Annotated in this window: 24 protein-coding genes; 17 read left to right on the top strand and 7 right to left on the bottom strand. The window is 59.3% G+C overall.

Annotated elements, in window-relative coordinates:
- Nucleotides 1–106: 106 nt before the first annotated feature.
- Nucleotides 107–358 carry a sulfurtransferase TusA gene (tusA, locus tag AC6I7J_RS17695; RefSeq protein ID WP_021508017.1) on the top strand — a complete coding sequence of 84 codons (252 nt, stop codon included), beginning with the start codon at nt 107–109 and terminating at the stop codon, nt 356–358.
- Between the two features lie 18 nt (nt 359–376).
- On the opposite strand, the gene AC6I7J_RS17690 is transcribed toward tusA, so the two are convergent.
- Nucleotides 377–2,644, bottom strand: coding sequence for a zinc/cadmium/mercury/lead-transporting ATPase (locus AC6I7J_RS17690; protein WP_498006312.1), 2,268 nt, complete (start codon nt 2,642–2,644; stop codon nt 377–379).
- 92 nt (nt 2,645–2,736) lie between these two features.
- Nucleotides 2,737–3,366 carry a lysoplasmalogenase gene (locus AC6I7J_RS17685; RefSeq protein WP_021508015.1) on the bottom strand — a complete coding sequence of 210 codons (630 nt, stop codon included), beginning with the start codon at nt 3,364–3,366 and terminating at the stop codon, nt 2,737–2,739.
- A gap of 162 nt (nt 3,367–3,528) precedes the next feature.
- Here AC6I7J_RS17685 and AC6I7J_RS17680 point away from each other — a divergent pair, with 162 nt between their 5' ends.
- The gene (locus AC6I7J_RS17680; RefSeq protein WP_021508014.1) at nt 3,529–3,885 is read left to right on the top strand and encodes a DUF2500 domain-containing protein; all 357 of its coding nucleotides are present in this window, start codon (nt 3,529–3,531) and stop codon (nt 3,883–3,885) included.
- Between the two features lie 43 nt (nt 3,886–3,928).
- On the opposite strand, the gene AC6I7J_RS17675 is transcribed toward AC6I7J_RS17680, so the two are convergent.
- Nucleotides 3,929–4,195, bottom strand: a complete 267-nt coding sequence (locus tag AC6I7J_RS17675) for a DUF1145 family protein (RefSeq protein WP_021313674.1) — start codon at nt 4,193–4,195, stop codon at nt 3,929–3,931.
- Nucleotides 4,185–4,784, bottom strand: a complete 600-nt coding sequence (gene rsmD, locus AC6I7J_RS17670) for a 16S rRNA (guanine(966)-N(2))-methyltransferase (RefSeq protein ID WP_315658472.1) — start codon at nt 4,782–4,784, stop codon at nt 4,185–4,187. The genes AC6I7J_RS17675 and rsmD overlap by 11 nt, the downstream gene beginning before the upstream one ends.
- A gap of 231 nt (nt 4,785–5,015) precedes the next feature.
- Here rsmD and ftsY point away from each other — a divergent pair, with 231 nt between their 5' ends.
- From ftsY to rpoH, 4 genes are all read left to right on the top strand, one after another.
- Complete coding sequence (gene ftsY, locus AC6I7J_RS17665; RefSeq protein WP_349844034.1) at nt 5,016–6,533, top strand: signal recognition particle-docking protein FtsY; 1,518 nt, start codon at nt 5,016–5,018, stop codon at nt 6,531–6,533.
- 5 nt (nt 6,534–6,538) lie between these two features.
- Nucleotides 6,539–7,207 carry a cell division ATP-binding protein FtsE gene (gene ftsE / locus AC6I7J_RS17660; RefSeq protein WP_021508011.1) on the top strand — a complete coding sequence of 223 codons (669 nt, stop codon included), beginning with the start codon at nt 6,539–6,541 and terminating at the stop codon, nt 7,205–7,207.
- Nucleotides 7,197–8,183 carry a permease-like cell division protein FtsX gene (gene ftsX, locus AC6I7J_RS17655; protein ID WP_058770000.1) on the top strand — a complete coding sequence of 329 codons (987 nt, stop codon included), beginning with the start codon at nt 7,197–7,199 and terminating at the stop codon, nt 8,181–8,183. The genes ftsE and ftsX overlap by 11 nt, the downstream gene beginning before the upstream one ends.
- A gap of 240 nt (nt 8,184–8,423) precedes the next feature.
- Nucleotides 8,424–9,281, top strand: coding sequence for an RNA polymerase sigma factor RpoH (rpoH, locus tag AC6I7J_RS17650; protein ID WP_021508009.1), 858 nt, complete (start codon nt 8,424–8,426; stop codon nt 9,279–9,281).
- 235 nt (nt 9,282–9,516) lie between these two features.
- Here rpoH and panM read toward each other — a convergent pair whose 3' ends face one another.
- Entirely contained in the window at nt 9,517–9,903 is a 387-nt protein-coding gene (gene panM, locus AC6I7J_RS17645) for an aspartate 1-decarboxylase autocleavage activator PanM (protein WP_058770001.1), read from the bottom strand.
- Nucleotides 9,904–10,306: 403 nt separating this feature from the next.
- On the opposite strand from panM, the gene AC6I7J_RS17640 reads away from it, so the two are divergent.
- From AC6I7J_RS17640 to ugpQ, 10 genes are all read left to right on the top strand, one after another.
- Nucleotides 10,307–11,434, top strand: coding sequence for a branched-chain amino acid ABC transporter substrate-binding protein (locus AC6I7J_RS17640; protein ID WP_498006309.1), 1,128 nt, complete (start codon nt 10,307–10,309; stop codon nt 11,432–11,434).
- A 150-nt stretch (nt 11,435–11,584) separates the two neighbouring features.
- Nucleotides 11,585–12,511 (top strand): high-affinity branched-chain amino acid ABC transporter permease LivH, encoded by a 927-nt coding sequence (livH, locus tag AC6I7J_RS17635; RefSeq protein ID WP_010615899.1) that lies wholly within the window; start codon nt 11,585–11,587, stop codon nt 12,509–12,511.
- Entirely contained in the window at nt 12,508–13,779 is a 1,272-nt protein-coding gene (locus tag AC6I7J_RS17630) for a high-affinity branched-chain amino acid ABC transporter permease LivM (RefSeq protein ID WP_498006307.1), read from the top strand. The genes livH and AC6I7J_RS17630 overlap by 4 nt, the downstream gene beginning before the upstream one ends.
- Nucleotides 13,776–14,543, top strand: coding sequence for a high-affinity branched-chain amino acid ABC transporter ATP-binding protein LivG (gene livG, locus AC6I7J_RS17625; protein WP_021508005.1), 768 nt, complete (start codon nt 13,776–13,778; stop codon nt 14,541–14,543). The genes AC6I7J_RS17630 and livG overlap by 4 nt, the downstream gene beginning before the upstream one ends.
- Nucleotide 14,544: 1 nt before the next feature.
- On the top strand, nt 14,545–15,258 hold the full coding sequence (gene livF / locus AC6I7J_RS17620) for a high-affinity branched-chain amino acid ABC transporter ATP-binding protein LivF (RefSeq protein ID WP_394515681.1): 714 nt from the start codon (nt 14,545–14,547) through the stop codon (nt 15,256–15,258).
- A gap of 336 nt (nt 15,259–15,594) precedes the next feature.
- Nucleotides 15,595–16,911 (top strand): sn-glycerol-3-phosphate ABC transporter substrate-binding protein UgpB, encoded by a 1,317-nt coding sequence (gene ugpB / locus AC6I7J_RS17615; protein WP_058757579.1) that lies wholly within the window; start codon nt 15,595–15,597, stop codon nt 16,909–16,911.
- Nucleotides 16,912–16,972: 61 nt separating this feature from the next.
- Nucleotides 16,973–17,863 carry a sn-glycerol-3-phosphate ABC transporter permease UgpA gene (gene ugpA / locus AC6I7J_RS17610; RefSeq protein ID WP_058757578.1) on the top strand — a complete coding sequence of 297 codons (891 nt, stop codon included), beginning with the start codon at nt 16,973–16,975 and terminating at the stop codon, nt 17,861–17,863.
- Nucleotides 17,860–18,702, top strand: coding sequence for a sn-glycerol-3-phosphate ABC transporter permease UgpE (gene ugpE, locus AC6I7J_RS17605; protein ID WP_021508002.1), 843 nt, complete (start codon nt 17,860–17,862; stop codon nt 18,700–18,702). Before ugpA ends, ugpE begins: the two co-directional genes overlap by 4 nt.
- Nucleotides 18,703–19,776: a sn-glycerol-3-phosphate import ATP-binding protein UgpC gene (locus tag AC6I7J_RS17600; RefSeq protein WP_021508001.1), complete on the top strand. Its 1,074-nt coding sequence runs from the start codon at nt 18,703–18,705 to the stop codon at nt 19,774–19,776.
- Nucleotides 19,773–20,516: a glycerophosphodiester phosphodiesterase gene (gene ugpQ / locus AC6I7J_RS17595; RefSeq protein WP_021508000.1), complete on the top strand. Its 744-nt coding sequence runs from the start codon at nt 19,773–19,775 to the stop codon at nt 20,514–20,516. The genes AC6I7J_RS17600 and ugpQ overlap by 4 nt, the downstream gene beginning before the upstream one ends.
- Here ugpQ and AC6I7J_RS17590 read toward each other — a convergent pair.
- Entirely contained in the window at nt 20,513–20,809 is a 297-nt protein-coding gene (locus AC6I7J_RS17590) for a DUF2756 domain-containing protein (RefSeq protein ID WP_150360504.1), read from the bottom strand. The two genes, ugpQ and AC6I7J_RS17590, sit on opposite strands and share 4 nt — an antisense overlap.
- A gap of 203 nt (nt 20,810–21,012) precedes the next feature.
- Here AC6I7J_RS17590 and ggt point away from each other — a divergent pair, with 203 nt between their 5' ends.
- Nucleotides 21,013–22,764: a gamma-glutamyltransferase gene (gene ggt / locus AC6I7J_RS17585; RefSeq protein ID WP_498006304.1), complete on the top strand. Its 1,752-nt coding sequence runs from the start codon at nt 21,013–21,015 to the stop codon at nt 22,762–22,764.
- A gap of 57 nt (nt 22,765–22,821) precedes the next feature.
- Here the strand turns inward: ggt and AC6I7J_RS17580 are convergent, their stop codons facing one another.
- On the bottom strand, nt 22,822–23,325 hold the full coding sequence (locus AC6I7J_RS17580; RefSeq protein ID WP_058770006.1) for a GNAT family N-acetyltransferase: 504 nt from the start codon (nt 23,323–23,325) through the stop codon (nt 22,822–22,824).
- Between the last annotated feature and the right edge of the window lie 283 nt (nt 23,326–23,608).

The following is a 23,608-nucleotide window of genomic DNA, read 5'->3' as shown; positions in this document are numbered from 1 at the left end:
GTTGCGCAACAAATGCAATGGTTAATTTTAGCGCAATCGTTCTCGCCTTGCGCGCGCGCTGTAGCGCGTTAGAATGAGCGCCCACCCTGAATAAAGACAGAGAATCATGAGCGATCCTTTTTCCGCTGCGGACCATACGCTTGATGCGCTTGGGCTGCGCTGCCCGGAGCCGGTGATGATGGTGCGCAAAACCGTGCGTACCATGCAGGCGGGCGAAACGTTGCTGATCATCGCCGACGATCCGGCGACCACGCGTGATATTCCCGGCTTCTGCCGCTTTATGGAGCATCAGCTGCTGGCACAGCAGACCGAGAGCCTGCCGTACCAGTATCTGATCCAGAAAGGCGCGGATGCCTGATCGCGGCATCCGCCCGCCTCAGCGCTGACGCAGCAGGCGCAGCGCGTTGGCGGTGACCAGCGCGGTGGCACCGGAATCGGCCAGCACCGCCAGCCACAGGCCGGTAAAGCCGAGCAGCGTGGTGACGAGGAAAATCGCCTTCAGCCCCAGCGCCAGCGCAATATTCTGACGGATAATGGCGCGCGTGCGGCGTGCCAGCTGCACGGTGCGCGGCAGAATCGCCAGGTTATTCTGCGTCAGAGCCGCATCGGCCGCTTCCAGCGCCACATCGGTGCCGCTGCCCATGGCAATCCCCAGCGTTGCGGCCTTCATGGCTGGCGCATCGTTGATGCCATCGCCGACCATCGCCAGCGGCTGCTGCTCGCCCAGTTCACGTACGGCGGCTACCTTATCCGCAGGCAACAGACCGGCGCGATAGCTGATGCCGAGTTCGGCGGCAATCGCGGCGGCGGCGCGCGGATTATCGCCGGTCAGCATCACGCTGCGAATTCCCAGCGCCTGTAGCGCCGCCAGCGCACTGCGCGCCTCCTCGCGCAGCAAATCCTGCAGCGCCAGCAGCCCGAGCGGCTGTGCTTCGCGCAACAGCACCACCACGGTTTTGCCCTGTGCTTCCAGCTGCGCAATCTGCTGCTGCTGCGCGTCACTCAGCGCCGCCGCATCACGCGGTGCCAGCAGTTGATGCATCACGCCGTCGATCTGCGCGCGAATGCCGCTGCCGGCCAGCGTTTGCTGATGCTGCGCCGGTGGAATCACCTGCTGCTGGCGCTGCGCTTCCGCTACTATCGCCCGCGCCAGCGGATGGCCGGAGCCCTGCTCAATGGCGGCCGCAAGGCTGAGCAGCTGTTGCTGTGCATCCGCGCCAAACGGCTGCACGTCGGTAACCTGCGGTTTACCGGCGGTCAGGGTGCCGGTTTTATCAAACGCCAGCGCCTGCACCCGGCTGAGGCGTTCTAGCGCCGCGCCGCCTTTAATCAGCGCGCCCTGGCGAGCCGCCGCCGCCAGGCCGGAAGTGATAGCGGCAGGCGTGGAGATCACCAGCGCGCACGGACAGCCAATCAGCAGCAGCGTCAGCCCTTTGTAGATCCACGGCAGCCAGGCGCCGAATCCGAGCAGCGGCGGCAGCACCATCACCAGCAGTGCCAGCAGCATGATGGCCGGCGTGTAGAGGCGGCTGAAGCGATCGATAAAACGCTCTACCGGCGCGCGGTGACTTTCGGCGTCTTCAATCAGCTGCAGAATACGGTCGATAGCGCTGTGGCCCGGCTGTGAGGTCACGCGCAGCGTCACCAGCCGATCCACGCTGGTGGCGCCTGCCATCACGGCATCGCCCGGCTGATGGGCCACCGGTAGCGATTCGCCGGTCAGCGCGCTTTCATCAAAGCTGGCGCTGGCGTGCAGCAGCTCGGCATCGGCAGGCAGACGACCGCCTGCCGCCACTTCAATCACATCACCGGGCTGGAGCGCCGCCAGTGACACCTGCTCACGCTGTGTGCCATTGACGCGCGTGGCGGTGTCCGGACGCAGCGCCATCAGCGCGGTGACGCCACGGCGCGCCCGCGCGGCGGCATAGGCTTCCAGCCGTTCTCCCAGCTGGAACAGCAGCAGCACCATGGCAGCTTCGGCGTGGGCGCCAATCACCAGCGCGCCCGCGGCGGCGAGGGTCATCAGGGTTTCAATGCTGAACGGTGAGCCGCTCCGTATGGCCTGCCACGCGCTGCGGGCTACCGGCACCAGACCGACCAGCGTGGTAAGCACAAACAGGCGATCGCCCCACAGCGGCGTGAGCTGGCTCAGCAGCCAGCTGGCGATCATCAACAGCGTGAGCAGTATGAGCGAGGCATTATCGCGCCAGCGGCGCGCCGCCGGTGCGGGGTTCTCAGTGGATTTCAGGCTAAAGCCGGCGTGGTTAACGGCCTGTTCGATAGCCGGACGAATATCGCTGTGCGCCTCCACCAGCAGATTTTCACTGGCGAATATCACCCGCGCGCTGGCGACCTGCGGCAGCTTTTGCACGGCGGTTTCGATTTTGCGGGCGCAGCTCGGGCAGTCCATGCCGGCAATCTGCCAGCGGAACTGATAGGACGCGGATGCGCGCCTGTCGCTGTCGGCGTCGCCGCCGCCGGGACTGTCGTCATTGCTGGTGCAGCAGCCGCAATCACTGGACGCGGCCACCGGCTGCGCGGCGGAAATCTTCAGGGATGCAGGCTGAACGCTGCGTACCGCGCACAGCGGTTTTGGCTGACGGTGTGATTTGCCACAGCGGCAAGAGTGGGCATGTTGATGCATGTGACCTCCGGTTGCAGAAGCGGGCCGATGCCCGCAGTCTGCATGCTACACTCTGGAGTGGACTCCAGAGTCAAGCGGTGAGGTCACTTTTTTCAGTACAGCCACAGTGAACGCACAATCATGAAGTGACCGGCGAAGTAGCAGGCGGCAACGATGGCGCTGTCAGCGCTGAAGCGGCGGCGATAGTGCGAGATAAACCACACGATATTAGCCAGCAACAGTAGCACGGCACCCACCAGCAGCGAGAAGCTGTAATCGGTCGGACGGAAGAAGTAGTTTTCCGCCGCCATCCAGTTCATCACCAGCGTCATGCCAATCAGCGTACAGATCGGCCAGCGCAGCGTATCCAGTTTTGACCAGATAATGGCGATCACGATGATACCAATCACCAGGAAGGTGAGCGGAATCGGCCAGAAGAAGCTCATGGTCATGTGCGCGGCAAAGCTGATGGTGTACAGCAGATGCGAAAGGAAAAAGGCGCCGAGCGCATACAGCATCTGCTGACGCGGCAGCAGGGTTAACGCATCGCCCACCAGCGTGGCGACCAGGCCAGCCAGAATCAGGTAGTCGGTGGTGTTAAGCGTGGGAGCCTGCCACGCCCAGGCAACCAGCAACAGCAGCGTAACGGGTTTGAACAGCCAGCGCTGCCACTGCGGGCCGCGGTAGGAGGCATCGACATACAGCCAACCGGAAAAAAGGACTGCAAGGAAAGACCAAAGCATTTTTTCTCCCTTTAGTGAACGTGTCGCCCACATTGATGAATTTTCCCAAAATCGCGATCTCAGTTTAAGTTACTGGCGGCAAATGTGACAATCGGGCAACTCTGGTTGTATGCTTTGGCGTCTTTTATCTGTTAACCCCCGACGTAAAGTGCGAGAGAAAACATGAGCAAACCACCGCTAATCTTTTTTATCGTCCTGGCTGTAATTGCCATCCTGGCAACCCGTCAGTTTATCAAGCAGCGCCGCGAAGCCGCGGTCAACGACGCTTCACCGGTGCGCTCAATGAGTGTGGAAGTGAAAACCAAGCGAGAGTTTCCGGCCCCCAATCGCCGTTCGCGTCAGCGCGAAGAGATTGTGGCGGAAGAGATGAAGTATGAAGCCTGGTTCCATCCGCTGAACGGCGCCGGTGATTTTAAGGTCAACGTCAGCGCCAGCGATTATCACCAGATGGACAAAGGCGTGAAGGGCGAGCTGAAAATGCAGGGCACGCGCTTTGTCAGCTTTACCCCGGCGCAATAGGCACTAAAGCGCACGGGGCTGAAGCCGCGCGCGCTGTCTTACGTTACGACGGATAGTGCTTTTTCTGCCACGCCAGCAGTTCAAATACGCCAAAGAAGAAGATTTTCGCCTGCGTGGCGCGGCTCAGTTTTGGCGCCTCCTTCGGTTGCGTGGCACGCAGCAGCACCAGCTGCAGGCCGTGCATCACCACCATAAAGAACAGCGCAACGTGGACAAAGTAGCGCAGCGGCGTCGGGAAAGGGTGCACCAGGTTAAGCAGCAGAAATGCCCAGACGCAAATCATCAGCAAACGTCCCAGATTAAGCCACATCATCGGTCTCCTGTTGGCGTTGATAGAGGCGATAGGCCACCTGACCGGCAATCTTCTCGCGATACAGATCCCAGTTAGCCGGTGCCAGCGGGGTGCCGTGCTCCACTTCGCTCTCAACATAAATCAGCGCGTGGACGGCGAGCCAGCCATTGTTCTCCAGCAGCGTTAGTGTCTCCTGCAGCAGGCCTTTGCGGAACGGCGGATCAACAAACACCACGTCAAACGGCTCGCCGGGCTGGCTTAGCCACTGCAGCGTATTGGTCTGGACGACGCTGGCGTTACTGGCGCGCAGCGTGTGCAGGTTTTGCGTCAGCTGCTGCGCCACGTGACGTTCCAGTTCCAGCAGGGTCGCGGAGGCGGCATAGCGCGACAGCGCTTCTAAACCCAGCGCGCCGCTGCCGGCAAAGCAATCGAGGCAGCGCGCCTGCTGGATATCCGGCGCCAGCCAGTTGAATAGCGTTTCACGCACGCGATCGGTGGTCGGGCGCAGGCCGGCGCTGTCCGGCACCGGCAATTTGCGGCCGCGCCACTGTCCGCCAATCAGGCGAATCTGGCCTGCCGCGCCGCTGTTGCGGGGGGATTTACTCATTTCGCTCACAACTCGTCATAATTTGTTGCGTAGTTTAACGGGCGTAGCAGGCAGAAGAAACGTTAAAAAAGGGTGCTGTGGTGCGCTGGCAGGAAAGTGTTAGACTACTAAGTTGATAAAGCGGACGTAATTGCCTGATTTTTACGCCGCTCACGCGCGAAAAAGTGAATTTTTTATCCCCTGGGAACAGCGTGCTACCGGGAATAAGCCATCGAGGAGTGTGGTCACACAATGGCAAAAGAGAAAAAACGCGGCTTTTTTTCCTGGCTGGGCTTTGGCAAAGAAGAGCAGCAGCCAGCGGAAGAGCAGGCGCAGCAGCAGCCGACCGATCAACCGGCACCCGCCGCTGAAGAGAGCGCGTTAGCAAGCGCCGAAGCGCAGGCCGCCGAAACCGTGATCGTCACTGAACAGGTGGCAGAACAGCAGGCCGAATCGCCGGTTTACGCCGACGCTGAAACGCATCCCGTTGCGGAAGCAGAAACCGCAGTCGAATCCGACGCTAACGCTGATGACGCAGAAACCGCTGCCGTCAGCGCGATTGAAGAAGAGGTACTGCCGGAAGATCATCCGCAGCCGGAGCTGATGCCGGTTGAGGAGGAGCCGCAGGCTGAAGAACTGATTATTGAAGCACCGGTTTTATCTGAGGAGCCTCAGCCAGAGGACGCAGAGGACGCAGACGCACCGCTGAGCGATAAAGAGCTGGAAGCGCTGGCGTTAGCGGAAACCTATGCCGAAGACGCGGCAGAAGAGCGCGTGGCGACAGACACCGTGAGCGATCTGCCGCTGGCGGCCGCGCCGATTGTGGCTCAGGAGCAGGAGCGCCCCACCAAAGAGGGCTTCTTTGCCCGCCTGAAACGCAGCCTGGTCAAAACGCGTGAAAACCTCGGATCCGGCTTTATCAGCCTGTTCCGCGGCAAAAAAATCGATGACGAGCTGTTTGAAGAGCTGGAAGAGCAGCTGCTGATTGCCGATGTCGGCGTGGAAACCACGCGCCGCATCATCACCAGCCTGACGCAACAGGCCAGCCGTAAGCAGCTGCGCGATGCCGAAGCGCTGTATGGCCTGCTGAAGGCTGAAATGGCCGGCATTCTGGAAAAGGTCGATGCTCCGCTGGACGTGGCGGGCAAAACACCGTTCGTTATCCTGATGGTCGGCGTTAACGGCGTGGGTAAAACCACCACCATCGGTAAGCTGGCGCGTCAGTATCAGGCGCAGGGCAAGTCCGTCATGCTGGCGGCGGGGGACACCTTCCGCGCGGCGGCAGTAGAGCAGCTGCAGGTCTGGGGCCAGCGCAACAATATTCCGGTGGTCGCGCAGCATACGGGCGCGGATTCCGCGTCGGTCATTTTTGACGCCATCCAGGCGGCGAAATCGCGCCACGTTGACGTGCTGATCGCCGATACCGCCGGCCGCCTGCAGAATAAAGCGCACCTGATGGAAGAGCTGAAGAAAATCACCCGCGTGATGAAGAAGCTGGACGAAGAGGCACCGCATGAGGTGATGCTGACGATTGACGCCAGCACCGGCCAAAACGCCATCAGCCAGGCGAAGCTGTTCCACGAAGCGGTCGGCCTGACCGGCATCACCCTGACCAAGCTCGACGGCACCGCAAAAGGTGGCGTGATCTTCTCGGTGGCCGATCAGTTTGGCATTCCGATTCGTTATATCGGTGTCGGGGAAGGCATCGAAGATTTACGGCCGTTTAAGGCCGCCGACTTTATTGAGGCACTGTTTGCCCGAGAGGAATAATTGGCATGATTCGCTTTGAAGAGGTCAGTAAGGCTTATCTGGGAGGACGCCAGGCGCTGCAGGGCGTGGATTTCCATTTGCGTCCCGGTGAGATGGCGTTTCTGACCGGCCACTCAGGCGCGGGGAAAAGTACCTTACTGAAGCTGATTTGTGGCATTGAGCGCCCGAGCGCCGGGCAAATCTGGTTCAGCGGTCACGATATTTCCCGGCTGCGTCACAGCGAAGTGCCTTTCCTGCGCCGCCAGATCGGCATGATTTTCCAGGATCACCACCTGCTGATGGATCGTTCGGTCTACGACAACGTGGCGATCCCGCTGATTATTTCCGGGGCCAGCGGCGAGGATATTCGCCGTCGCGTGTCGGCGGCGCTGGACAAAGTCGGCCTGCTCGACAAAGCAAAAAGTTATCCGATTCAGCTCTCTGGCGGTGAACAGCAGCGCGTCGGCATTGCCCGCGCGGTAGTGAATAAACCGGCCGTGCTGCTGGCGGATGAACCGACCGGTAACCTCGATAACGCGCTGTCGGAAGATATTTTGCGCCTGTTTGAAGAGTTCAACCGCGTGGGCGTTACGGTACTGATGGCGACGCACGACATCGGGCTGATCGCACGCCGCAATTATCGCGTGATGACGCTTAATCAGGGACGTCTGCACGGAGGCCACGATGGTCAATAAACGTAACAAGCGTCCGGCTGCGCCGAAAGCGGCGAAGCAGCCGTCAAAGAGCAAAGCGCTGAAGGGCGGCTGGCAGGAGCAGTGGCGCTACGCGTGGCGCGGTACGCTGTCCGACATGTATCGTCAGCCGCTGGCGACGCTGCTGACGGTAATGGTGATCGCGATTTCGCTGACGCTGCCCAGCGTGTGCTACATGGTGTGGAAAAACGTCAGCCAGGCCGCCGCGCAGTGGTATCCGGCGCCGCAGCTGACGGTTTACCTCGACAAAGCGTTGGATGACACGGCGGCAGAGAACGTGACCGCCGAGCTGAAAAAGCTCGATGGCGTGGACAAGGTGAACTACCTGACGCGTGAAGAGGCGCAAAGCGAGTTCCGCAACTGGTCCGGCTTTGGTGGTGCGATGGATATGCTGGAGCAGAACCCGCTGCCAGCGGTGGCGATCATCACGCCGAAGCTGAACTTCCAGAACTCCGATACCATGGCCAATCTGCGCGATCGCGTGGCGAAAGTGCAGGGCGTGGATGAAGTGCGCATGGATGACAGCTGGTTTGCGCGTTTAGCCGCACTCACCGGGCTGGTGGGGCAGGTGGCGTCAATGATCGGCCTGCTGATGGTGGTAGCGGTGTTCCTGGTGATTGGCAACAGCGTGCGTCTGAGCATTTTTGCCCGGCGCGACACCATCAATGTGCAGAAGCTGATTGGCGCGACCGATGGCTTTATTCTGCGGCCCTTCCTCTACGGCGGCGCGCTGCTCGGTTTCAGCGGTGCGGTGCTGTCGCTGATTCTGTCGGAAGTGCTGGTGCTGCGCCTGCAGTCGGTGGTGGCGCAGGTCGCCTCCGTCTTCGGTACCAGCTTCGCGCTGGAGGGCTTTTCGTGGGATGAAGGCCTGCTGTTGCTGTTAATCGCGGCCATCATCGGCTGGATTGCCGCCTGGCTGGCGACGGTGCAACATTTACGTCGTTTTACGCCGCAGTAACCCATAGCAACGATTTTTTGATATACTCTTCCTCTGCTGCCGACGACCTGGGAGCAGAGGATTTCTCCGATTTCCCCCGCCGTCATCTGTGTGTAAAATATTCACTGCTATAATTGAACTTGTGGATAACTTTGACGTCCAAGTAGCACAGATTGCTTTTGGTTTTCACGCGTCGTTGACATAATGTAACGGCTGCGCAGGGAAACGAGCAGCAAGTCCATTGAATTTGTGAGGGTTTGAATGACCAAAGAAATGCAAACTTTAGCGATTGCTCCTCTGGGCAACCTGGAATCTTACGTCCGGGCTGCTAACAACTGGCCGGTATTAACGGCAGAAGAGGAAAAAGCACTGGCTGAGCGGCTGCATTACCAGGGCGATCTGGATGCAGCTAAGACGCTGATCCTGTCTCACCTGCGCTTTGTTGTTCATATCGCTCGTAACTATTCCGGTTACGGCCTGCCGCAGGCGGACCTGATCCAGGAAGGTAACATCGGCCTGATGAAGGCGGTGCGTCGCTTCAACCCGGAAGTCGGGGTGCGTCTGGTGTCGTTTGCCGTGCACTGGATCAAAGCGGAGATTCACGAGTACGTGCTGCGTAACTGGCGTATCGTGAAAGTTGCCACCACCAAAGCACAGCGCAAACTGTTCTTTAACCTGCGTAAAACCAAGCAGCGTCTCGGCTGGTTCAATCAGGATGAAGTCGAAATGGTGGCGCGCGAGCTGGGTGTCAGCAGCAAAGACGTGCTGGAAATGGAGTCGCGCATGGCGGCCCAGGATATGACCTTCGACATGTCGTCTGATGACGATGCGGGCGAAGGCAAGCCGATGGCACCGGTGCTGTATCTGCAGGATAAAACCTCTGACTTTGCCGACGGCATCGAAGAGGATAACTGGGATGCGCACGCCGCTGACAAGCTGAGCGATGCAATGCTGAGCCTTGATGAGCGTAGCCAGCACATTATCCGTGCCCGCTGGCTGGATGATGACAACAAAACCACGCTGCAGGAGCTGGCCGACCAGTACGGTGTGTCTGCCGAGCGCGTGCGTCAGCTGGAAAAGAACGCCATGAAGAAACTGCGTATGGCGATTGAAGCCTGATTAACGGCTGACAGATAAATGGGGCGACCAGCGGGTCGCCCTTTTTTTATGCGCGCAATAAGCCGGCGATGCAGGATCTGTGCGGATTGCAGCGCGGTCGCCATGAATGGCGACCCTACAGAATACGCATTCATATGCACCGTTAATCACGACCCCACGCAATCTGTACACTCGTTCGCAATCCCCGTAGGGGGCGCAATCATGCGCACCGCTCTGCACAGCGTAAATTCGCCGCTCAACGCACCCATCCGTCGCTCTGCGCGCGGAAACCACACGCCTGCATAAACGCCGCGCGTACGCGCTGATCGTCTTCGCCGTCATCGGCAACCCACCAGTGATCCAGCGCGCTGTTCTGCGCTATCGTCTCTTCCAGCAGATACTGCCCTACGCCGCGCCGCCGCGTGACTTCACGCACTTCCAGCTGCGTAATCTTGCCCAGCGTGCCGCGAATCTCCAGCCGCAGCGCCCCAAGCAGGCGATCGTTAAAGCGCGCTGCATACAGCCGCTGCGCTTCACTGAGGCTGGCTTCCAGCTGCGCGATATCCTGCTGCGGCCAGACTTTGGCTAAATCCAGTCGATCCTGCGGCGTCAGCGTGTTGATGCGCTGAATAGTGAGCTTCATAACCCTTACCTGTACTGGCAGAAAGGCCTTAGTGTAGCGAATTTAGACAGTCAGAGCGCTGTCACTTTTTTGCGATGAAAAGAGGTCAAATGCCAGCCACTTTGCCAGGATTGTGGAGTAAGCCAGCATCGATCGCTGAAAAAGCCAGCATAACGCGCTGGCCTGGTGGTGAAAAACCGGCCATAAAAACCAGAGTAATCTGCTGTTCCCGTCAGCTTTTACTGAATATGTCAGTTGATTTACAGAAGAAAGTTCCTGTTTAATAACCTGAAAAATAAAGCCTTCTTAACAAAAAATGCCAGAAAAGAGCGCTAACTCATTATTCTCAAATCAGTTTTGCTCTTTGACTGGCAGATAAATAACCAATCACAACAGACACGACACAACAGATGGGGAAGTTCGCATGAAAATGAGTAAAGGAAGCGCATTACTGGCGGGTTGCGTAGCGCTGGCGATGAGCCATGCGGTACTGGCGAAAGACATCAAAATTGCGATTGTCGGTGCGGCAACCGGCCCGGTGGCGCAGTACGGTGACATGCAGTTCACCGGTGCGGCCCAGGCGATCAAGGACATCAACGCCAAAGGCGGCGTAAACGGTGACAAGCTGGTCGGCGTAGAATATGACGACGCCTGTGACCCGAAACAGGCGGTTGCGGTGGCCAACAAAGTGGTCAATGACGGCATCAAATACGTTATCGGCCACCTGTGCTCCTCCTCCACTCAGCCGGCATCAGACATTTATAATGATGAAGGCATTCTGATGATCACCCCGGCGGCTACTGCGCCTGAACTGACCGCGCGCGGCTATGCCGACGTGATGCGTACCACCGGTCTGGATTCCGATCAGGGCCCGACCGCTGCCAACTACATCCTCGATCAGATCAAACCAAAACGTATTGCCGTGGTGCATGACAAGCAGCAGTACGGTCAGGGCCTGGCGGAATCCGTGCAGAAAACCCTGAAGGCGAAAGGCGGCAACGTGGTGCTGTTCGAAGGGATCACCACTGGCGATAAAGACTTCTCCACGCTGATTGCGCGCCTGAAGAAAGAGAACGTCGACTTCGTTTACTACGGCGGTTACTACCCGGAGCTGGGCCAGATTCTGCGTCAGGCCAAAACCGCCGGTCTAAAAGCCGGCTTTATGGGACCAGAAGGGGTCGGCAACGCTTCCCTGTCTAACATCGCGGGTGACGCCTCTGAAGGCCTGTACGTGACGCTGCCGAAGCGCTACGACCAGCTGCCAGACAACAAAGCGATTGTAGACGCAATCAAAGCCAACAGCGCATCAAACCGCAAAGATCCAACCGGCCCGTTCGTCTGGACCACCTATGCGGCTATTCAGTCACTGGTGGCGGGCATTGAGCGCAGCAAAAGCGATGAGCCTGATGCGATTGCTAAAAACCTGAAAGAGGGTGCGCCGGTACCCACCGTGATGGGTAACCTGAGCTGGGACCAGAAGGGCGATCTGAAGGGCTTCGAATTTGGCGTCTTCAAATGGCACAAAGACGGTTCTTCTACCGCGGTTAAGTAAGCACGCTCCTGAATTGTCCCTCTCCTGATGGGCGAGGGCAGGGTGCGGCACCGCGCGCACGCGCTGAATGAGGCGCTGCGACGCGGTGCTCTCACCCTAACCCGGTGCCGAACGCATCGGGGATTTCCCGTTTACATGCAGGTCCTCACTATGTCCGAGCAGTTTCTCTATTTCATTCAGCAGATGTTCAACGGGGTCACCCTCGGGAGCACCTACGCGCTGATCGCCATCGGTTACACCATGGTTTACGGCATCATCGGCATGATCAACTTTGCCCACGGCGAGGTGTACATGATCGGCAGCTATGTCTCCTTTATCGTGATTGCCGCCCTGATGATGATGGGTATCGACACCTCGTGGCTGATGATTGCCGCCGGGTTCGTGATGGCGGTGATTATCTCCAGCGCCTACGGCTGGAGCATCGAGCGCGTGGCATATAAGCCGGTGCGTTCTTCCAAACGCCTGATCGCGCTGATCTCGGCGATTGGTATGTCGATCTTTCTGCAGAACTACGTCAGCCTGACGCAGGGCTCGCGCGATCTGGCGCTGCCCAGCCTGATCACCGGCCAGTGGACGCTGGGTGAGAGCAACGGCTTTGCCGCCACGCTCACCACCATGCAGCTGGTTATCTGGGTCGTCACCTTCCTCGCGATGCTGGCGCTGACGCTGTTCATCCGCTATTCGCGCATGGGCCGCGCCTGCCGTGCCTGCGCTGAAGACCTGAAAATGGCCAGCCTGCTGGGCATCAACACCGACCGCGTGATCTCACTGACCTTTGTGATCGGCGCAGCGATGGCGGCCGTGGCTGGCGTGCTGCTGGGGCAGTTTTACGGCTCCATCAACCCGTTCATCGGCTTTATGGCCGGCATGAAAGCCTTTACCGCGGCGGTACTGGGCGGTATCGGCAGCATTCCGGGCGCAATGATTGGCGGCCTGGTGCTGGGCATTGCGGAAGCGCTGACGTCAGCCTATCTGTCGACCGAATATAAAGACGTGGTGTCGTTCGCGCTGCTGATCGTGGTGCTGCTGGTGATGCCAACCGGTATCCTGGGCCGTCCGGAGGTAGAGAAAGTATGAAACGCCTCGGTCTGGTTAACGCCGTGGTCTCCACGGTGATGCTGCTGGTGCTCGCCAGCTTCTTTATGGGCATGCGCCTCGATCTCGACGGTACCAAACTGGTGGTGGCGAATGCAGGCGCCGTGCGCTGGAACTGGATCTTCCTCGGCTGCGCAGTGGTGTTTGTGTTCCAGCTGCTGCGTCCGCTGTTGCAGGGCAAGCTCAAACGCAGTGGCAAAGGGCTGGTGCTGCCGGGTTTTGACGGTTCGACACCAAAACAAAAGCTGCTGATGCTGCTGGTGGTTGTTGCCGCCGTCGCCTGGCCCTTCTTCGTGTCGCGCGGCAGCGTGGATATTGCCACCCTGACGCTGATCTACGTGATGCTCGGCCTCGGCCTGAATGTGGTAGTGGGCCTGTCCGGCCTGCTGGTGCTGGGCTACGGCGGCTTTTACGCCATCGGTGCTTACACCTTTGCGCTGCTGAATCACTATTACGGCTTTGGCTTCTGGGAGAGTCTGCCGCTGGCGGGTATTGTCGCCGGTGCCTTTGGCCTGCTGCTGGGCTTCCCGGTGCTGCGGCTGCGCGGTGACTATCTGGCGATTGTGACGCTCGGCTTTGGTGAGATCGTGCGTATTCTGCTGCTGAACAGCACATCAATCACTGGCGGTCCCAATGGAATCGCGCAGATCCCCAAGCCGAGCCTGTTTGGTATTGAATTTGGCCGGCGCGTCAGTGAAGGCGGCTGGACCACCTTCCACGAGCTGACGGGCCTGGCGTACGATCCCAATCACCGCGTGATTTTCCTTTATCTGGTGGCGCTGCTGCTGGTGGTGCTGACGCTGTTCGTCATCAATCGTCTGCTGCGCATGCCGCTGGGGCGCGCGTGGGAAGCGCTGCGTGAAGATGAGATCGCCTGCCGTTCGCTCGGTCTCAGCCCAACGCGCATCAAGCTGACGGCCTTTACCATCAGCGCGGTGTTCGCCGGTTTCGCCGGTACGCTGTTTGCCGCGCGTCAGGGCTTTGTCAGCCCGGAATCTTTCACCTTTGTCGAGTCCGCGTTTGTGCTGGCGATTGTGGTGCTGGGCGGCATGGGTTCGCAGCTGGCGGTAATCCTGGCCGCGATTCTGCTGGTGGTATCGCGCGAGCTGATGCGTGATTTGAACGAGTACAGCATGCTGGTGCTCGGTGGGTTGATGGTGCTGATGATGATCTGGCGTCCGCAGGGGCTGCTGCCGATGAAGCGTCCGCACCTGAAGCTGAAACAGGCAAAACAAGGAGAGCAGGCATGAGTCAGCCTTTATTAGCCGTTGAAGGCCTGATGATGCGCTTCGGCGGCCTGCTGGCCGTCAACAACGTGGCGCTGGAACTGCATCCGCAGGAGATCGTCTCGCTGATTGGCCCGAACGGGGCGGGGAAAACCACGGTATTCAACTGCCTGACCGGTTTCTATAAGCCAACGGGCGGCACCATCAAACTGCGCGATCAGCCATTGCAGGGCCTGCCGGGGCAGAAGATTGCGCGCATGGGCGTGGTGCGAACTTTCCAGCACGTGCGCCTGTTCCGTGAGATGACGGTGATTGAAAACCTGCTGGTGGCACAGCATCAGCACCTGAAAAGCGGCGTGTTCTCCGGGCTGTTTAAAACCCCGGCGTTCCGGCGCGGCGAGAGCGAAGCGCTGGACCGCGCGGCTAGCTGGCTGGAGCGCATTGGCCTGCTGGAGCTGGCTAACCGCCAGGCCGGCAATCTGGCTTACGGCCAGCAGCGCCGGCTGGAGATCGCCCGCTGCATGGTGACGCGTCCGGAAATCCTGATGCTCGACGAACCGGCCGCCGGCCTCAACCCGCGCGAAACGCACGAGCTGGATGAGCTGATCGCTGAACTGCGCGGCGAACACAAGGTGACGGTGTTGCTGATTGAACACGATATGAAACTGGTGATGGGCATTTCTGACCGTATTTATGTGGTGAATCAGGGAACGCCGCTGGCCAACGGTACGCCGGAAGAAGTGCGTAACAACCCGGATGTGATCCGTGCTTATTTAGGTGAGGCGTAACATGGCGAACCCGATTTTAACTTTACAGGGCGTCAGTGCGCACTATGGCCCGATCCAGGCACTGCACAACATTAATCTGCACATCAGTCAGGGCGAAATCGTGACGCTGATTGGCGCTAACGGCGCGGGTAAAACCACGCTGCTCGGTACGCTGTGTGGCGAACCGCGTGCCACCAGCGGCATCATCACCTTTGATGGTAAAACCATTACCGACTGGCAGACGGCAAAAATCATGCGTGAAGCGATTGCCATCGTGCCGGAAGGCCGGCGCGTGTTTTCGCGCATGACGGTGGAAGAGAATCTGGCGATGGGCGGTTTCTTCGCGACGCGTCAGCAGTATCAGGAGCGCATTGAGCGCGTTTATCAGCTGTTCCCCCGGCTGGCGGAGCGCAAAGTGCAGCGCGCCGGCACTATGTCCGGCGGTGAGCAGCAGATGCTGGCGATTGGCCGCGCGCTCATGAGCCAGCCGCGCCTGCTGCTGCTGGACGAGCCGTCGCTGGGTCTGGCGCCGATCATTATCCAGCAGATTTTCGACACCATCGAACAGCTGCGTAAAGAGGGCATGACCATCTTCCTCGTCGAGCAGAACGCCAACCAGGCGCTGAAGCTGGCCGATCGCGGCTACGTGCTGGAGAACGGTCACGTGGTGCTGGAGGATAGCGGTGAAGCGTTGTTATCCAATGAAGCGGTGCGAAGCGCGTATTTAGGCGCCTGACCTGGCTTTGGTCATGACGTTGGTGCGGTGATTTGCCCTCACCCTAACCCTCTCCCGCACCCGGGAGAGGGAACCGTACGGCAGCGTTTTTCAGGCCAGGTTGCTATCCTGGCATCCTCCCGGACTTCTCTCGCCCTGCAGAAGAAGGCATCAGCGCGCACGGCCTTTCATCTCCCTCTCCCTGTGGGAGAGGGCCGGGGTGAGGGCATCAGCGCGCACTAACCCCGTCATATTCCCGTCATAATCCTGTTATTTTTCCGTCATTTCCTCGTGTCATGTTACTTCGCGAACAAAAAATGCGTGATATCGCGCGCGCCACAAGCACAGGAAACCCTTATGTCCGCTTTTACGCTTCGTCCCCGCCTGATGAGTCTGCTGCTCGGTCTGGCGATCAGCGGTAATGCGCTGGCTGCTACCGAAATCCCTTTCTGGCACTCAATGGAAGGTGAGTTAGGCAAAGAAGTCGATTCTCTGGCACAGCGTTTTAACCAGGCTCACCCGGATTACAAAATCGTTCCGACCTATAAAGGCAACTACGAGCAGAGCCTGGCCGCGGGTATCGCTGCGGTGCGCAGCGGTAAGGCACCGGCCATTCTGCAGGTTTACGAAGTGGGCACCGCCACCATGATGGCCTCTAAAGCCATCGTGCCGGTGCATGAAGTGTTTAAAGACGCCGGCGTGCCGATGGACCCGAAACAGTTTGTTCCTGCCGTTGCCGGTTACTACAGCGACAGCAACGGCCAGCTGATCTCACAGCCGTTTAACAGCTCCACGCCGGTGCTGTACTACAACAAAGACGCGTTCAAAAAAGCCGGTCTTAACCCGGATCAGCCACCGAAAACCTGGCAGGCGCTGGCACAGGATGCCGCCGCGCTGCGTAAAGCCGGCATGAGCTGCGGCTATGCCAGCGGCTGGCAGGGCTGGATTCAGATCGAAAACTTCAGCGCCTGGCATGGCCTGCCGGTTGCCACCAAAAACAACGGCTTTGACGGTACCGACGCGGTGCTGGAGTTCAACAAACCCGTGCAGGTGCGCCACATCCAGCTGCTGGAAGAGATGAATAAGAAAGGTGATTTCACCTACTTTGGCCGTAAAGACGAGTCGACGTCCAAGTTCTATAACGGCGACTGCGGTATCACCACCGCCTCATCCGGTTCGCTGGCCGACATTAAGCATTACGCCAAATTCAACTTTGGCGTGGGCATGATGCCGTACGATGACACCGTGCCGAACGCACCGCAGAACGCCATTATCGGTGGCGCCAGCCTGTGGGTGATGAAAGGCAAAGATGCAGCGACTTACAAAGGCGCGGCGGAGTTCATGAAGTTCCTCGCCCAGCCGGATATCGCGGCAGAATGGCACCAGAAAACCGGTTATCTGCCGATCACCACCGCGGCTTATGAGCTGACCAAACAGCAGGGCTTCTATGACAAAAACCCGGGCGCGGACATCGCCACGCGGCAGATGCTGAATAAAGATCCGCTGCCGTTCACCAAAGGGATGCGTCTGGGCAACATGCCGCAGATTCGTACCATCGTCGACGAAGAGCTGGAAGGCGTGTGGACCGGGAAACAGTCGCCACAGGCAGCGCTGGACAACGCGGTGAAACGCGGCAACGAACTGCTGCGTCGCTTTGAACAGCAAGTGAAGTAACTCCGTAATGGCGGGATGGACGGGTATGTCCGTCCCGCTGTCTCTTTCTGACGAGCCTGCTATGTCCTCATCATCACGTCCGGTTTTCCGCGCCCGTTTGTTGCCGTATCTGCTGGTGGCCCCGCAGCTGGCGATCACCGCGATCTTTTTTCTCTGGCCCGCCGGAGAGGCGCTGTGGTACTCGCTGCAAAGCATCGATCCGTTTGGCATCTCCAGCACCTTTGTTGGCCTTGATAACTTCCGCCGCCTGTTCAGTGACGACTACTACCTTGATTCGTTCTGGACCACCCTCGTGTTTAGCGCGCTGGTGACGGTATGCGGCATGACATTCTCGCTGCTGCTGGCGGCGCTGGTGGATTACGTTATCCGGCTGAAAAAGCTCTATCAGACGCTGCTGCTGCTGCCGTATGCGGTAGCGCCGGTGGTTGCGGCAGTACTGTGGATGTTCCTGTTCAATCCGGGGCTGGGGCTGTTCAGCCATCTGCTGAACCAGTTTGGCTACAACTGGAACTATGCGCAGAACAGCGGTCAGGCGATGTTCCTGATTGTATTAGCGTCGATCTGGCAGCAAATGAGCTACAACTTCCTGTTTTTCTTTGCCGCGCTGCAGTCCATTCCTAAATCGCTGGTGGAAGCCGCGGCGATTGACGGTGCCGGACCGGTGCGCCGTTTCTTTCATCTGTCGCTGCCGCTGATTACGCCGGTCAGCTTTTTCCTGCTGGTGGTGAATCTGGTTTACGCCTTTTTCGACACCTTCCCGGTGATCGATGCCGCTACCGGCGGCGGGCCGGTCCAGGCCACCACCACGCTGATCTACAAAATCTATCGCGAAGGCTTCACCGGACTCGATCTCTCGTCGTCCGCCGCGCAGTCGGTGGTGCTGATGCTGCTGGTTATCGGCCTGACCATTCTGCAATTCCGCTTTGTCGAGCGTAAGGTGCAATACCAATGATTGAAAACCGACGCGGGCTGGATATCTTCGCCCACACGCTGCTGGCGCTGGGGGTGCTGACCATTCTGTTCCCGCTGTACGTGGCGTTTGTCGCCGCGACGCTGGATAACAACGCGGTGTATCAGGTGCCGATGACGCTGGTGCCGGGCCCGCATCTCATCGACAACATCACCCACATCTGGCGCGATGGCGTCAACGGCAGCGCGGCGTTTGGCCTGATGATGCTGAACAGCCTGATCATGGCGCTGGGCATCACCGTGGGCAAAATCACGGTGTCGATGCTCTCGGCGTTTGCGCTGGTGTGGTTTCGCTTTCCGCTGCGCACGCTGTTTTTCTGGCTGATCTTTATCACCCTGATGCTGCCGGTAGAAGTGCGTATTTTCCCGACGGTGGAGGTGATCTCCACGCTGCACATGCTGGACAGTTACAGCGGTCTGACATTGCCGCTGATGGCCTCCGCGACCGCCACGTTCCTGTTCCGCCAGTTTTTTATGTCGCTGCCGGATGAGCTGATTGAAGCGGCGCGCATTGACGGCGCCAGTCCGATGCGTTTTTTCTGGGATATCGTGCTGCCGCTGTCAAAAACCAATCTCGCCGCGCTGTTTGTCATCACCTTTATTTACGGCTGGAACCAGTATCTGTGGCCGCTGCTGATCATCAACGATGCCGGCCTGAGCACTGCCGTGGCGGGGGTGAAAAGTATGATCAACACCAGCGGCGGTCCGACGCAGTGGAACGAAGTGATGGCGGCGATGTTATTAACCCTGATCCCACCGGTGGTGGTGGTGCTTGTGATGCAGCGCGCTTTTGTGCGTGGCCTGGTGGAGAGTGAGAAATAGATGGCAGCGGTAACCCTTCAGACCGTTACGAAATCGTATGACGGCAAAAACCAAATCATTCAGCCGCTGAACATCACCATCAATGACGGTGAGTTTATGGTGATGGTCGGCCCGTCCGGCTGCGGGAAATCGACGCTGCTGCGCATGGTGGCCGGGCTGGAGCGCGTCACGTCGGGCGATATCTACATTGATGATCGGCGCGTCACCGACATGGAGCCGAAAGATCGCGGCATCGCCATGGTATTCCAGAATTACGCGCTCTACCCGCACATGACGGTGGGAGAAAACATGGCTTACGGCCTGAAGATCCGCGGCATGGGCAAGGAACAGATTACCCAGCGGGTGATGGATGCGGCGCGCAGTCTGGAGCTTGATCACCTGTTGCAGCGCCGTCCGCGCGAGCTCTCCGGCGGCCAGCGTCAGCGCGTGGCCATGGGCCGCGCCATCGTGCGGGAACCGGCAGTGTTTCTGTTTGATGAGCCGCTGTCGAACCTGGATGCGCGCCTGCGCGTGCAGATGCGTCTGGAGCTGCAGCAACTGCACCGCCGGCTGAAAACCACCAGCCTGTACGTCACGCACGATCAGGTTGAAGCCATGACGCTGGCGCAGCGCGTGATGGTGATGAATAAAGGCGTGGTGGAGCAGGTGGGCACGCCGGTGGAGGTGTATGAGCGTCCGGCCAGTCAGTTTGTTGCGTCGTTCATCGGCGCGCCGGCGATGAACCTGCTACCCGGTCAGATCAATAGCGATGGCTCGCGCTTTACGCTCGACGCGCTCAACAGCCTGCCGCTCGGCGCCGGCAAAGCGCGATGGGCCAACCGTCCGCTGACACTCGGCATTCGTCCCGAGCATATTCAGCTCAGCAGCCGTGAGGCCGGCGGTGTGCCGCTGGTGGTGGATACGCTGGAGATCCTCGGCGCGGACAATCTTGCGCATGGCCACATTGGCAACACGCGGCTGGTGGTGCGTTTGCCGCACAGCGAGCGGCCACAGGCTGGCAGCAGCCTGTGGCTACAACTGCCGCCAGATGCGTTACACTTCTTCGATTCTACCCATGGAAAGCGTCTGGAATGAGTGTAAAAAACTGGCCCTATCCGCACATTGTTGCGCATCGCGGCGGCGGCAAGCTGGCCCCGGAAAACACCCTGGCGGCGATTGATGTCGGCGCGCACTACGGTCATACCATGATCGAATTCGACGCCAAACTGTCACAGGATAAGCAGATTTTCCTGCTGCACGATGACACGCTGGACCGCACCAGCAACGGCTGGGGCGTGGCGGGCGATCTGCCGTGGCAGCAGCTGGCGCAGCTGGATGCCGGCAGCTGGTTTAGCCGTGAATTTGACGGTGAACCGCTGGCATTGCTGAGCGAGGTGGCGGCGCGCTGCCGCCAGCATCAGATGATGGCCAACATTGAGATCAAACCCAGCAGCGGTACAGAGGTAGAGACCGGACGTGATGTGGCGCTGGCCGCACGAACGCTGTGGCAGGGACAAACGGCACCGCTGCTGTCCTCGTTCTCGTACGCGGCGCTGGAAGCGGCGATGCAGGCCGCGCCGGAGCTGCCGCGCGGCCTGCTGCTGGATGAGTGGCACGACGACTGGCAGGCGCTGACCGCCGCGCTCGACTGCGTCTCAATCCATTTAAATCATCGCTTGCTGGACGCCGGACGCACCGCCGCGCTTAAAGCCGCCGGTCTGCGTATTCTGGTGTATACCGTGAATCAGCCCGCGCGGGCGCGCGAGCTGCTGAGCTGGGGCGTGGATGCCATCTGTACCGATCGCATTGATGCTATCGGCCCGGACTTCCGTTAATTGCCGTACTGCGTCTGCGCATTGCTGTTCTGCTGGCCCGGCTGCGACTGAATCACGCGCTGCCGGGCGCTATCGCGCCGCTCCTGCAGCTTACGCTGCATCTCCTGATTTTGCTGCTGCTGATCCTGACGCAACTGCTGCTGCTGTTGCTGCTGCTGGACCTGCATGCGCGTCTGCATCCGCTGCTGGCTTGGGTTATAGCCGGGTTGATTCGGTTGGTTAGTGTTGTTCAGCATGTTCGCCATGCCGCTCAGCGGCATCAGTGCCGCGATAACAATCAGCCATTTTTTCATGGTGTTCCTCCATCAGTGCGGCCTGCTGTGTGAGGTTGCTCGCCACCCGGCAGCAACCGCCGCAACCATAAGTTTATGCGATATCACAAACCCCAAAACCAGGAGTGCACCTAATTTGGCTTAACTGCTATCTTTTTTACAGTATTTGCAAACACTTGCAGCAATCAATAACAAATGTAAACAACTGAAAGGATGGTGGCGGGATGAGGATACATAACGGTGTGCGCCAGTTCGGCTGGGCGCTGTTAATGAGTTTTACCGTGGTGCAGGGGGCGCAGGCAGCGCCAGCCAGCGCACCGCCGGTGTCATATGGCGTCGACAGCGACACCTTTCACCCGGTGAAAGCGCAGCACGGAATGGTTGCGTCAGTGGACGCCATGGCAACCCGGGTGGGCGTCGATATCCTCAAACAAGGGGGTAACGCGGTAGATGCAGCGATTGCGGTGGGCTTTGCGCTGGCGGTCACTCACCCGCAGGCGGGCAACCTGGGCGGTGGCGGCTTTATGCTGCTGCGCACCGCTGCCGGCCGCACCACCGCCATCGATTTCCGCGAGATGGCGCCGGCGCGTGCCTCGCGCGATATGTTCCTGGATAAGCAGGGCAATGCGGATAGTAAGTTATCACTCACTTCTCATCTGGCGTCCGGCACGCCGGGAACCGTAGCCGGTTTTGCCCTGGCGGCGCAAAAGTATGGCACGCTGCCGCTCAGCACGCTGCTGGCGCCGGCGATCAAGCTGGCGCGCGACGGCATCATCGTTAACGATGCGCTGGCTGACGATCTCGCTACCTACGGTAAAGAGAACCTGATCAACCACGACAACAGTCGCGCCATTTTCTACAAAGCCGACGGTCAGCCTTACCAGAAGGGCGATCGCCTGGTGCAGAAAAACCTCGCGCACAGCCTGCAGCTGATTGCCCAACAGGGGCCGGATGCTTTCTACAAAGGCAAAATTGCCGATGAGATCGCTGCCGAAATGGCGCAGCACGGCGGACTGATTGGCAAGGCGGATCTGGCGGCCTACCGCGCAGTGGAACGCAAGCCGGTAAGCGGCAGCTACCGTGGCTACGAGGTGTTCTCCATGCCGCCACCGTCGTCCGGCGGCATTCATATCGTGCAGATCCTCAATATCCTGGAAAACTTCGACCTGGCGAAATGGGGCTTCGGCAGCGCGGACGCGATGCAGGTTATGGCCGAAGCGGAAAAATATGCCTACGCCGACCGCTCCGAGTATCTCGGCGATCCCGACTTCGTTAAAGTGCCGCAGCAGGCGCTGACCAGCAAAGCCTACGCCAAAACGCTGGCCCAGCAGATTGATGTCAACAAGGCGCGCCCCTCAGCCGACATCAAGCCCGGCAAGCTGGCACCGTACGAGAGCAATCAAACCACCCACTTCTCGGTGGTGGATAAAGACGGCAACGCGGTGGCGGTGACCTATACGCTGAATACCTACTTTGGCAGCGGCGTGGTGGCCGGTAACAGCGGCATTCTGATGAACAATGAAATGGATGATTTCTCTGCCAAGCCGGGCACGCCAAACGTCTATGGCCTGGTGGGCGGTGAGGCGAACGCGATCCAGCCGGCCAAACGTCCGCTGTCATCGATGTCGCCAACCATTGTGGCGAAAGACGGTAAAACCTGGCTGGTGACCGGCAGCCCGGGCGGCAGTCGGATTATCACTACCGTGCTGCAAATGGTGGTGAACAGTATCGATTTCGGTATGAACGTGGCGGAATCCACCAATGCGCCGCGCTTCCACCATCAGTGGCTGCCGGATCAGCTGCGCGTCGAGAAGGGCTTCAGCCCGGATACGCTGCGTCTGCTGGAAGCAAAAGGTCAGCATGTCAAAGTGCTGCCAGCGATGGGCAGCACGCAGAGCATCATGATTGGCCCGGACGGCATGCGCTACGGCGCGTCCGACCCACGCTCGGTGGATGATTTGAGTGCCGGGTATTAACGTCGCGCAATAAATTGCGCCGCTACCTCACCGTGCACCGGCCGGTAGCGGCGCGATTCATCGCGCATTCCCTTTCAGACGCGCCATGTAGTGCGTATCGATCATCTGGCCGTCGCGGACCGCGAAACCTCTGGCGGTACCTTCAATCTCAAAACCAAACTGCTGATACAAACCCATGGCCTGGTGGTTATCCGCAAACACCGTCAGTTCAATCCGCGTGACCTGCAGCCAGTTGTCGCACAGATCCACCATCGCCGCCATCAGCGCTTTACCCACGCCGCGCCGATGGAATGCCGGATCAACGCCCATGCCGATAGTGGCGCAGTGACGGCGGCGTGCCACCGCCATAACTTCCAGCGTCAGCTGACCGACAACCTGCCCGTCAATACAGGCCACCAGCATGGTGACATGGGGACGGGGATTCGCGAGCCGCTCCTGCCAGAGTGACGGTGACTGATACGGCAGATGCAGCGTGCCCGCCTGTGTTTCCGGCTGGCTATAGATACGCGTCAGAACGGCGGCATCTTCGGGCGTTGCGTGACGAACAGTAACCTGACTCATAAAGCAGCTCCTTGCACTCAGTGAATGAAATCCCCTTTAACATCAGGGAATTCGCGCGCAACGTCAACGGTAAAAAAATCGGGAAAGGGCTTTACAGACGCGAATGATAATGATTATTATTGTCAACGCGAATCCGGCTGCGTCTCCTGACAAACCGGGTAAGCACGACATTGCTCACATTGCTTCCAGTGTTTCTTAGCCAGCTCGGGTGCTGGCTTTTTTTTGCCTGCGCCTCAGCCGAACGCCGTCCTCAGCATTTTATCCCTCTTCTCCTTCCGTGGCC

It is taken from the genome of Type-C symbiont of Plautia stali (genome assembly GCF_059730935.1).
The sequence above is the reverse complement of the archived record's forward strand: the minus strand, read 5'-3'. Positions and strand labels throughout refer to the sequence as shown.

Coding starts and splice junctions, on each gene's coding strand:
- tusA (WP_021508017.1), top strand. CDS start 107: ATGAGCGATCCTTTTTCCGCTGCGGACCATACGCTTGATGCGCTTGGG.
- AC6I7J_RS17690 (WP_498006312.1), bottom strand. CDS start 2,644: ATGCATCAACATGCCCACTCTTGCCGCTGTGGCAAATCACACCGTCAG.
- AC6I7J_RS17685 (WP_021508015.1), bottom strand. CDS start 3,366: ATGCTTTGGTCTTTCCTTGCAGTCCTTTTTTCCGGTTGGCTGTATGTC.
- AC6I7J_RS17680 (WP_021508014.1), top strand. CDS start 3,529: ATGAGCAAACCACCGCTAATCTTTTTTATCGTCCTGGCTGTAATTGCC.
- AC6I7J_RS17675 (WP_021313674.1), bottom strand. CDS start 4,195: ATGTGGCTTAATCTGGGACGTTTGCTGATGATTTGCGTCTGGGCATTT.
- rsmD (WP_315658472.1), bottom strand. CDS start 4,784: ATGAGTAAATCCCCCCGCAACAGCGGCGCGGCAGGCCAGATTCGCCTG.
- ftsY (WP_349844034.1), top strand. CDS start 5,016: ATGGCAAAAGAGAAAAAACGCGGCTTTTTTTCCTGGCTGGGCTTTGGC.
- ftsE (WP_021508011.1), top strand. CDS start 6,539: ATGATTCGCTTTGAAGAGGTCAGTAAGGCTTATCTGGGAGGACGCCAG.
- ftsX (WP_058770000.1), top strand. CDS start 7,197: ATGGTCAATAAACGTAACAAGCGTCCGGCTGCGCCGAAAGCGGCGAAG.
- rpoH (WP_021508009.1), top strand. CDS start 8,424: ATGACCAAAGAAATGCAAACTTTAGCGATTGCTCCTCTGGGCAACCTG.
- panM (WP_058770001.1), bottom strand. CDS start 9,903: ATGAAGCTCACTATTCAGCGCATCAACACGCTGACGCCGCAGGATCGA.
- AC6I7J_RS17640 (WP_498006309.1), top strand. CDS start 10,307: ATGAAAATGAGTAAAGGAAGCGCATTACTGGCGGGTTGCGTAGCGCTG.
- livH (WP_010615899.1), top strand. CDS start 11,585: ATGTCCGAGCAGTTTCTCTATTTCATTCAGCAGATGTTCAACGGGGTC.
- AC6I7J_RS17630 (WP_498006307.1), top strand. CDS start 12,508: ATGAAACGCCTCGGTCTGGTTAACGCCGTGGTCTCCACGGTGATGCTG.
- livG (WP_021508005.1), top strand. CDS start 13,776: ATGAGTCAGCCTTTATTAGCCGTTGAAGGCCTGATGATGCGCTTCGGC.
- livF (WP_394515681.1), top strand. CDS start 14,545: ATGGCGAACCCGATTTTAACTTTACAGGGCGTCAGTGCGCACTATGGC.
- ugpB (WP_058757579.1), top strand. CDS start 15,595: ATGTCCGCTTTTACGCTTCGTCCCCGCCTGATGAGTCTGCTGCTCGGT.
- ugpA (WP_058757578.1), top strand. CDS start 16,973: ATGTCCTCATCATCACGTCCGGTTTTCCGCGCCCGTTTGTTGCCGTAT.
- ugpE (WP_021508002.1), top strand. CDS start 17,860: ATGATTGAAAACCGACGCGGGCTGGATATCTTCGCCCACACGCTGCTG.
- AC6I7J_RS17600 (WP_021508001.1), top strand. CDS start 18,703: ATGGCAGCGGTAACCCTTCAGACCGTTACGAAATCGTATGACGGCAAA.
- ugpQ (WP_021508000.1), top strand. CDS start 19,773: ATGAGTGTAAAAAACTGGCCCTATCCGCACATTGTTGCGCATCGCGGC.
- AC6I7J_RS17590 (WP_150360504.1), bottom strand. CDS start 20,809: ATGAAAAAATGGCTGATTGTTATCGCGGCACTGATGCCGCTGAGCGGC.
- ggt (WP_498006304.1), top strand. CDS start 21,013: ATGAGGATACATAACGGTGTGCGCCAGTTCGGCTGGGCGCTGTTAATG.
- AC6I7J_RS17580 (WP_058770006.1), bottom strand. CDS start 23,325: ATGAGTCAGGTTACTGTTCGTCACGCAACGCCCGAAGATGCCGCCGTT.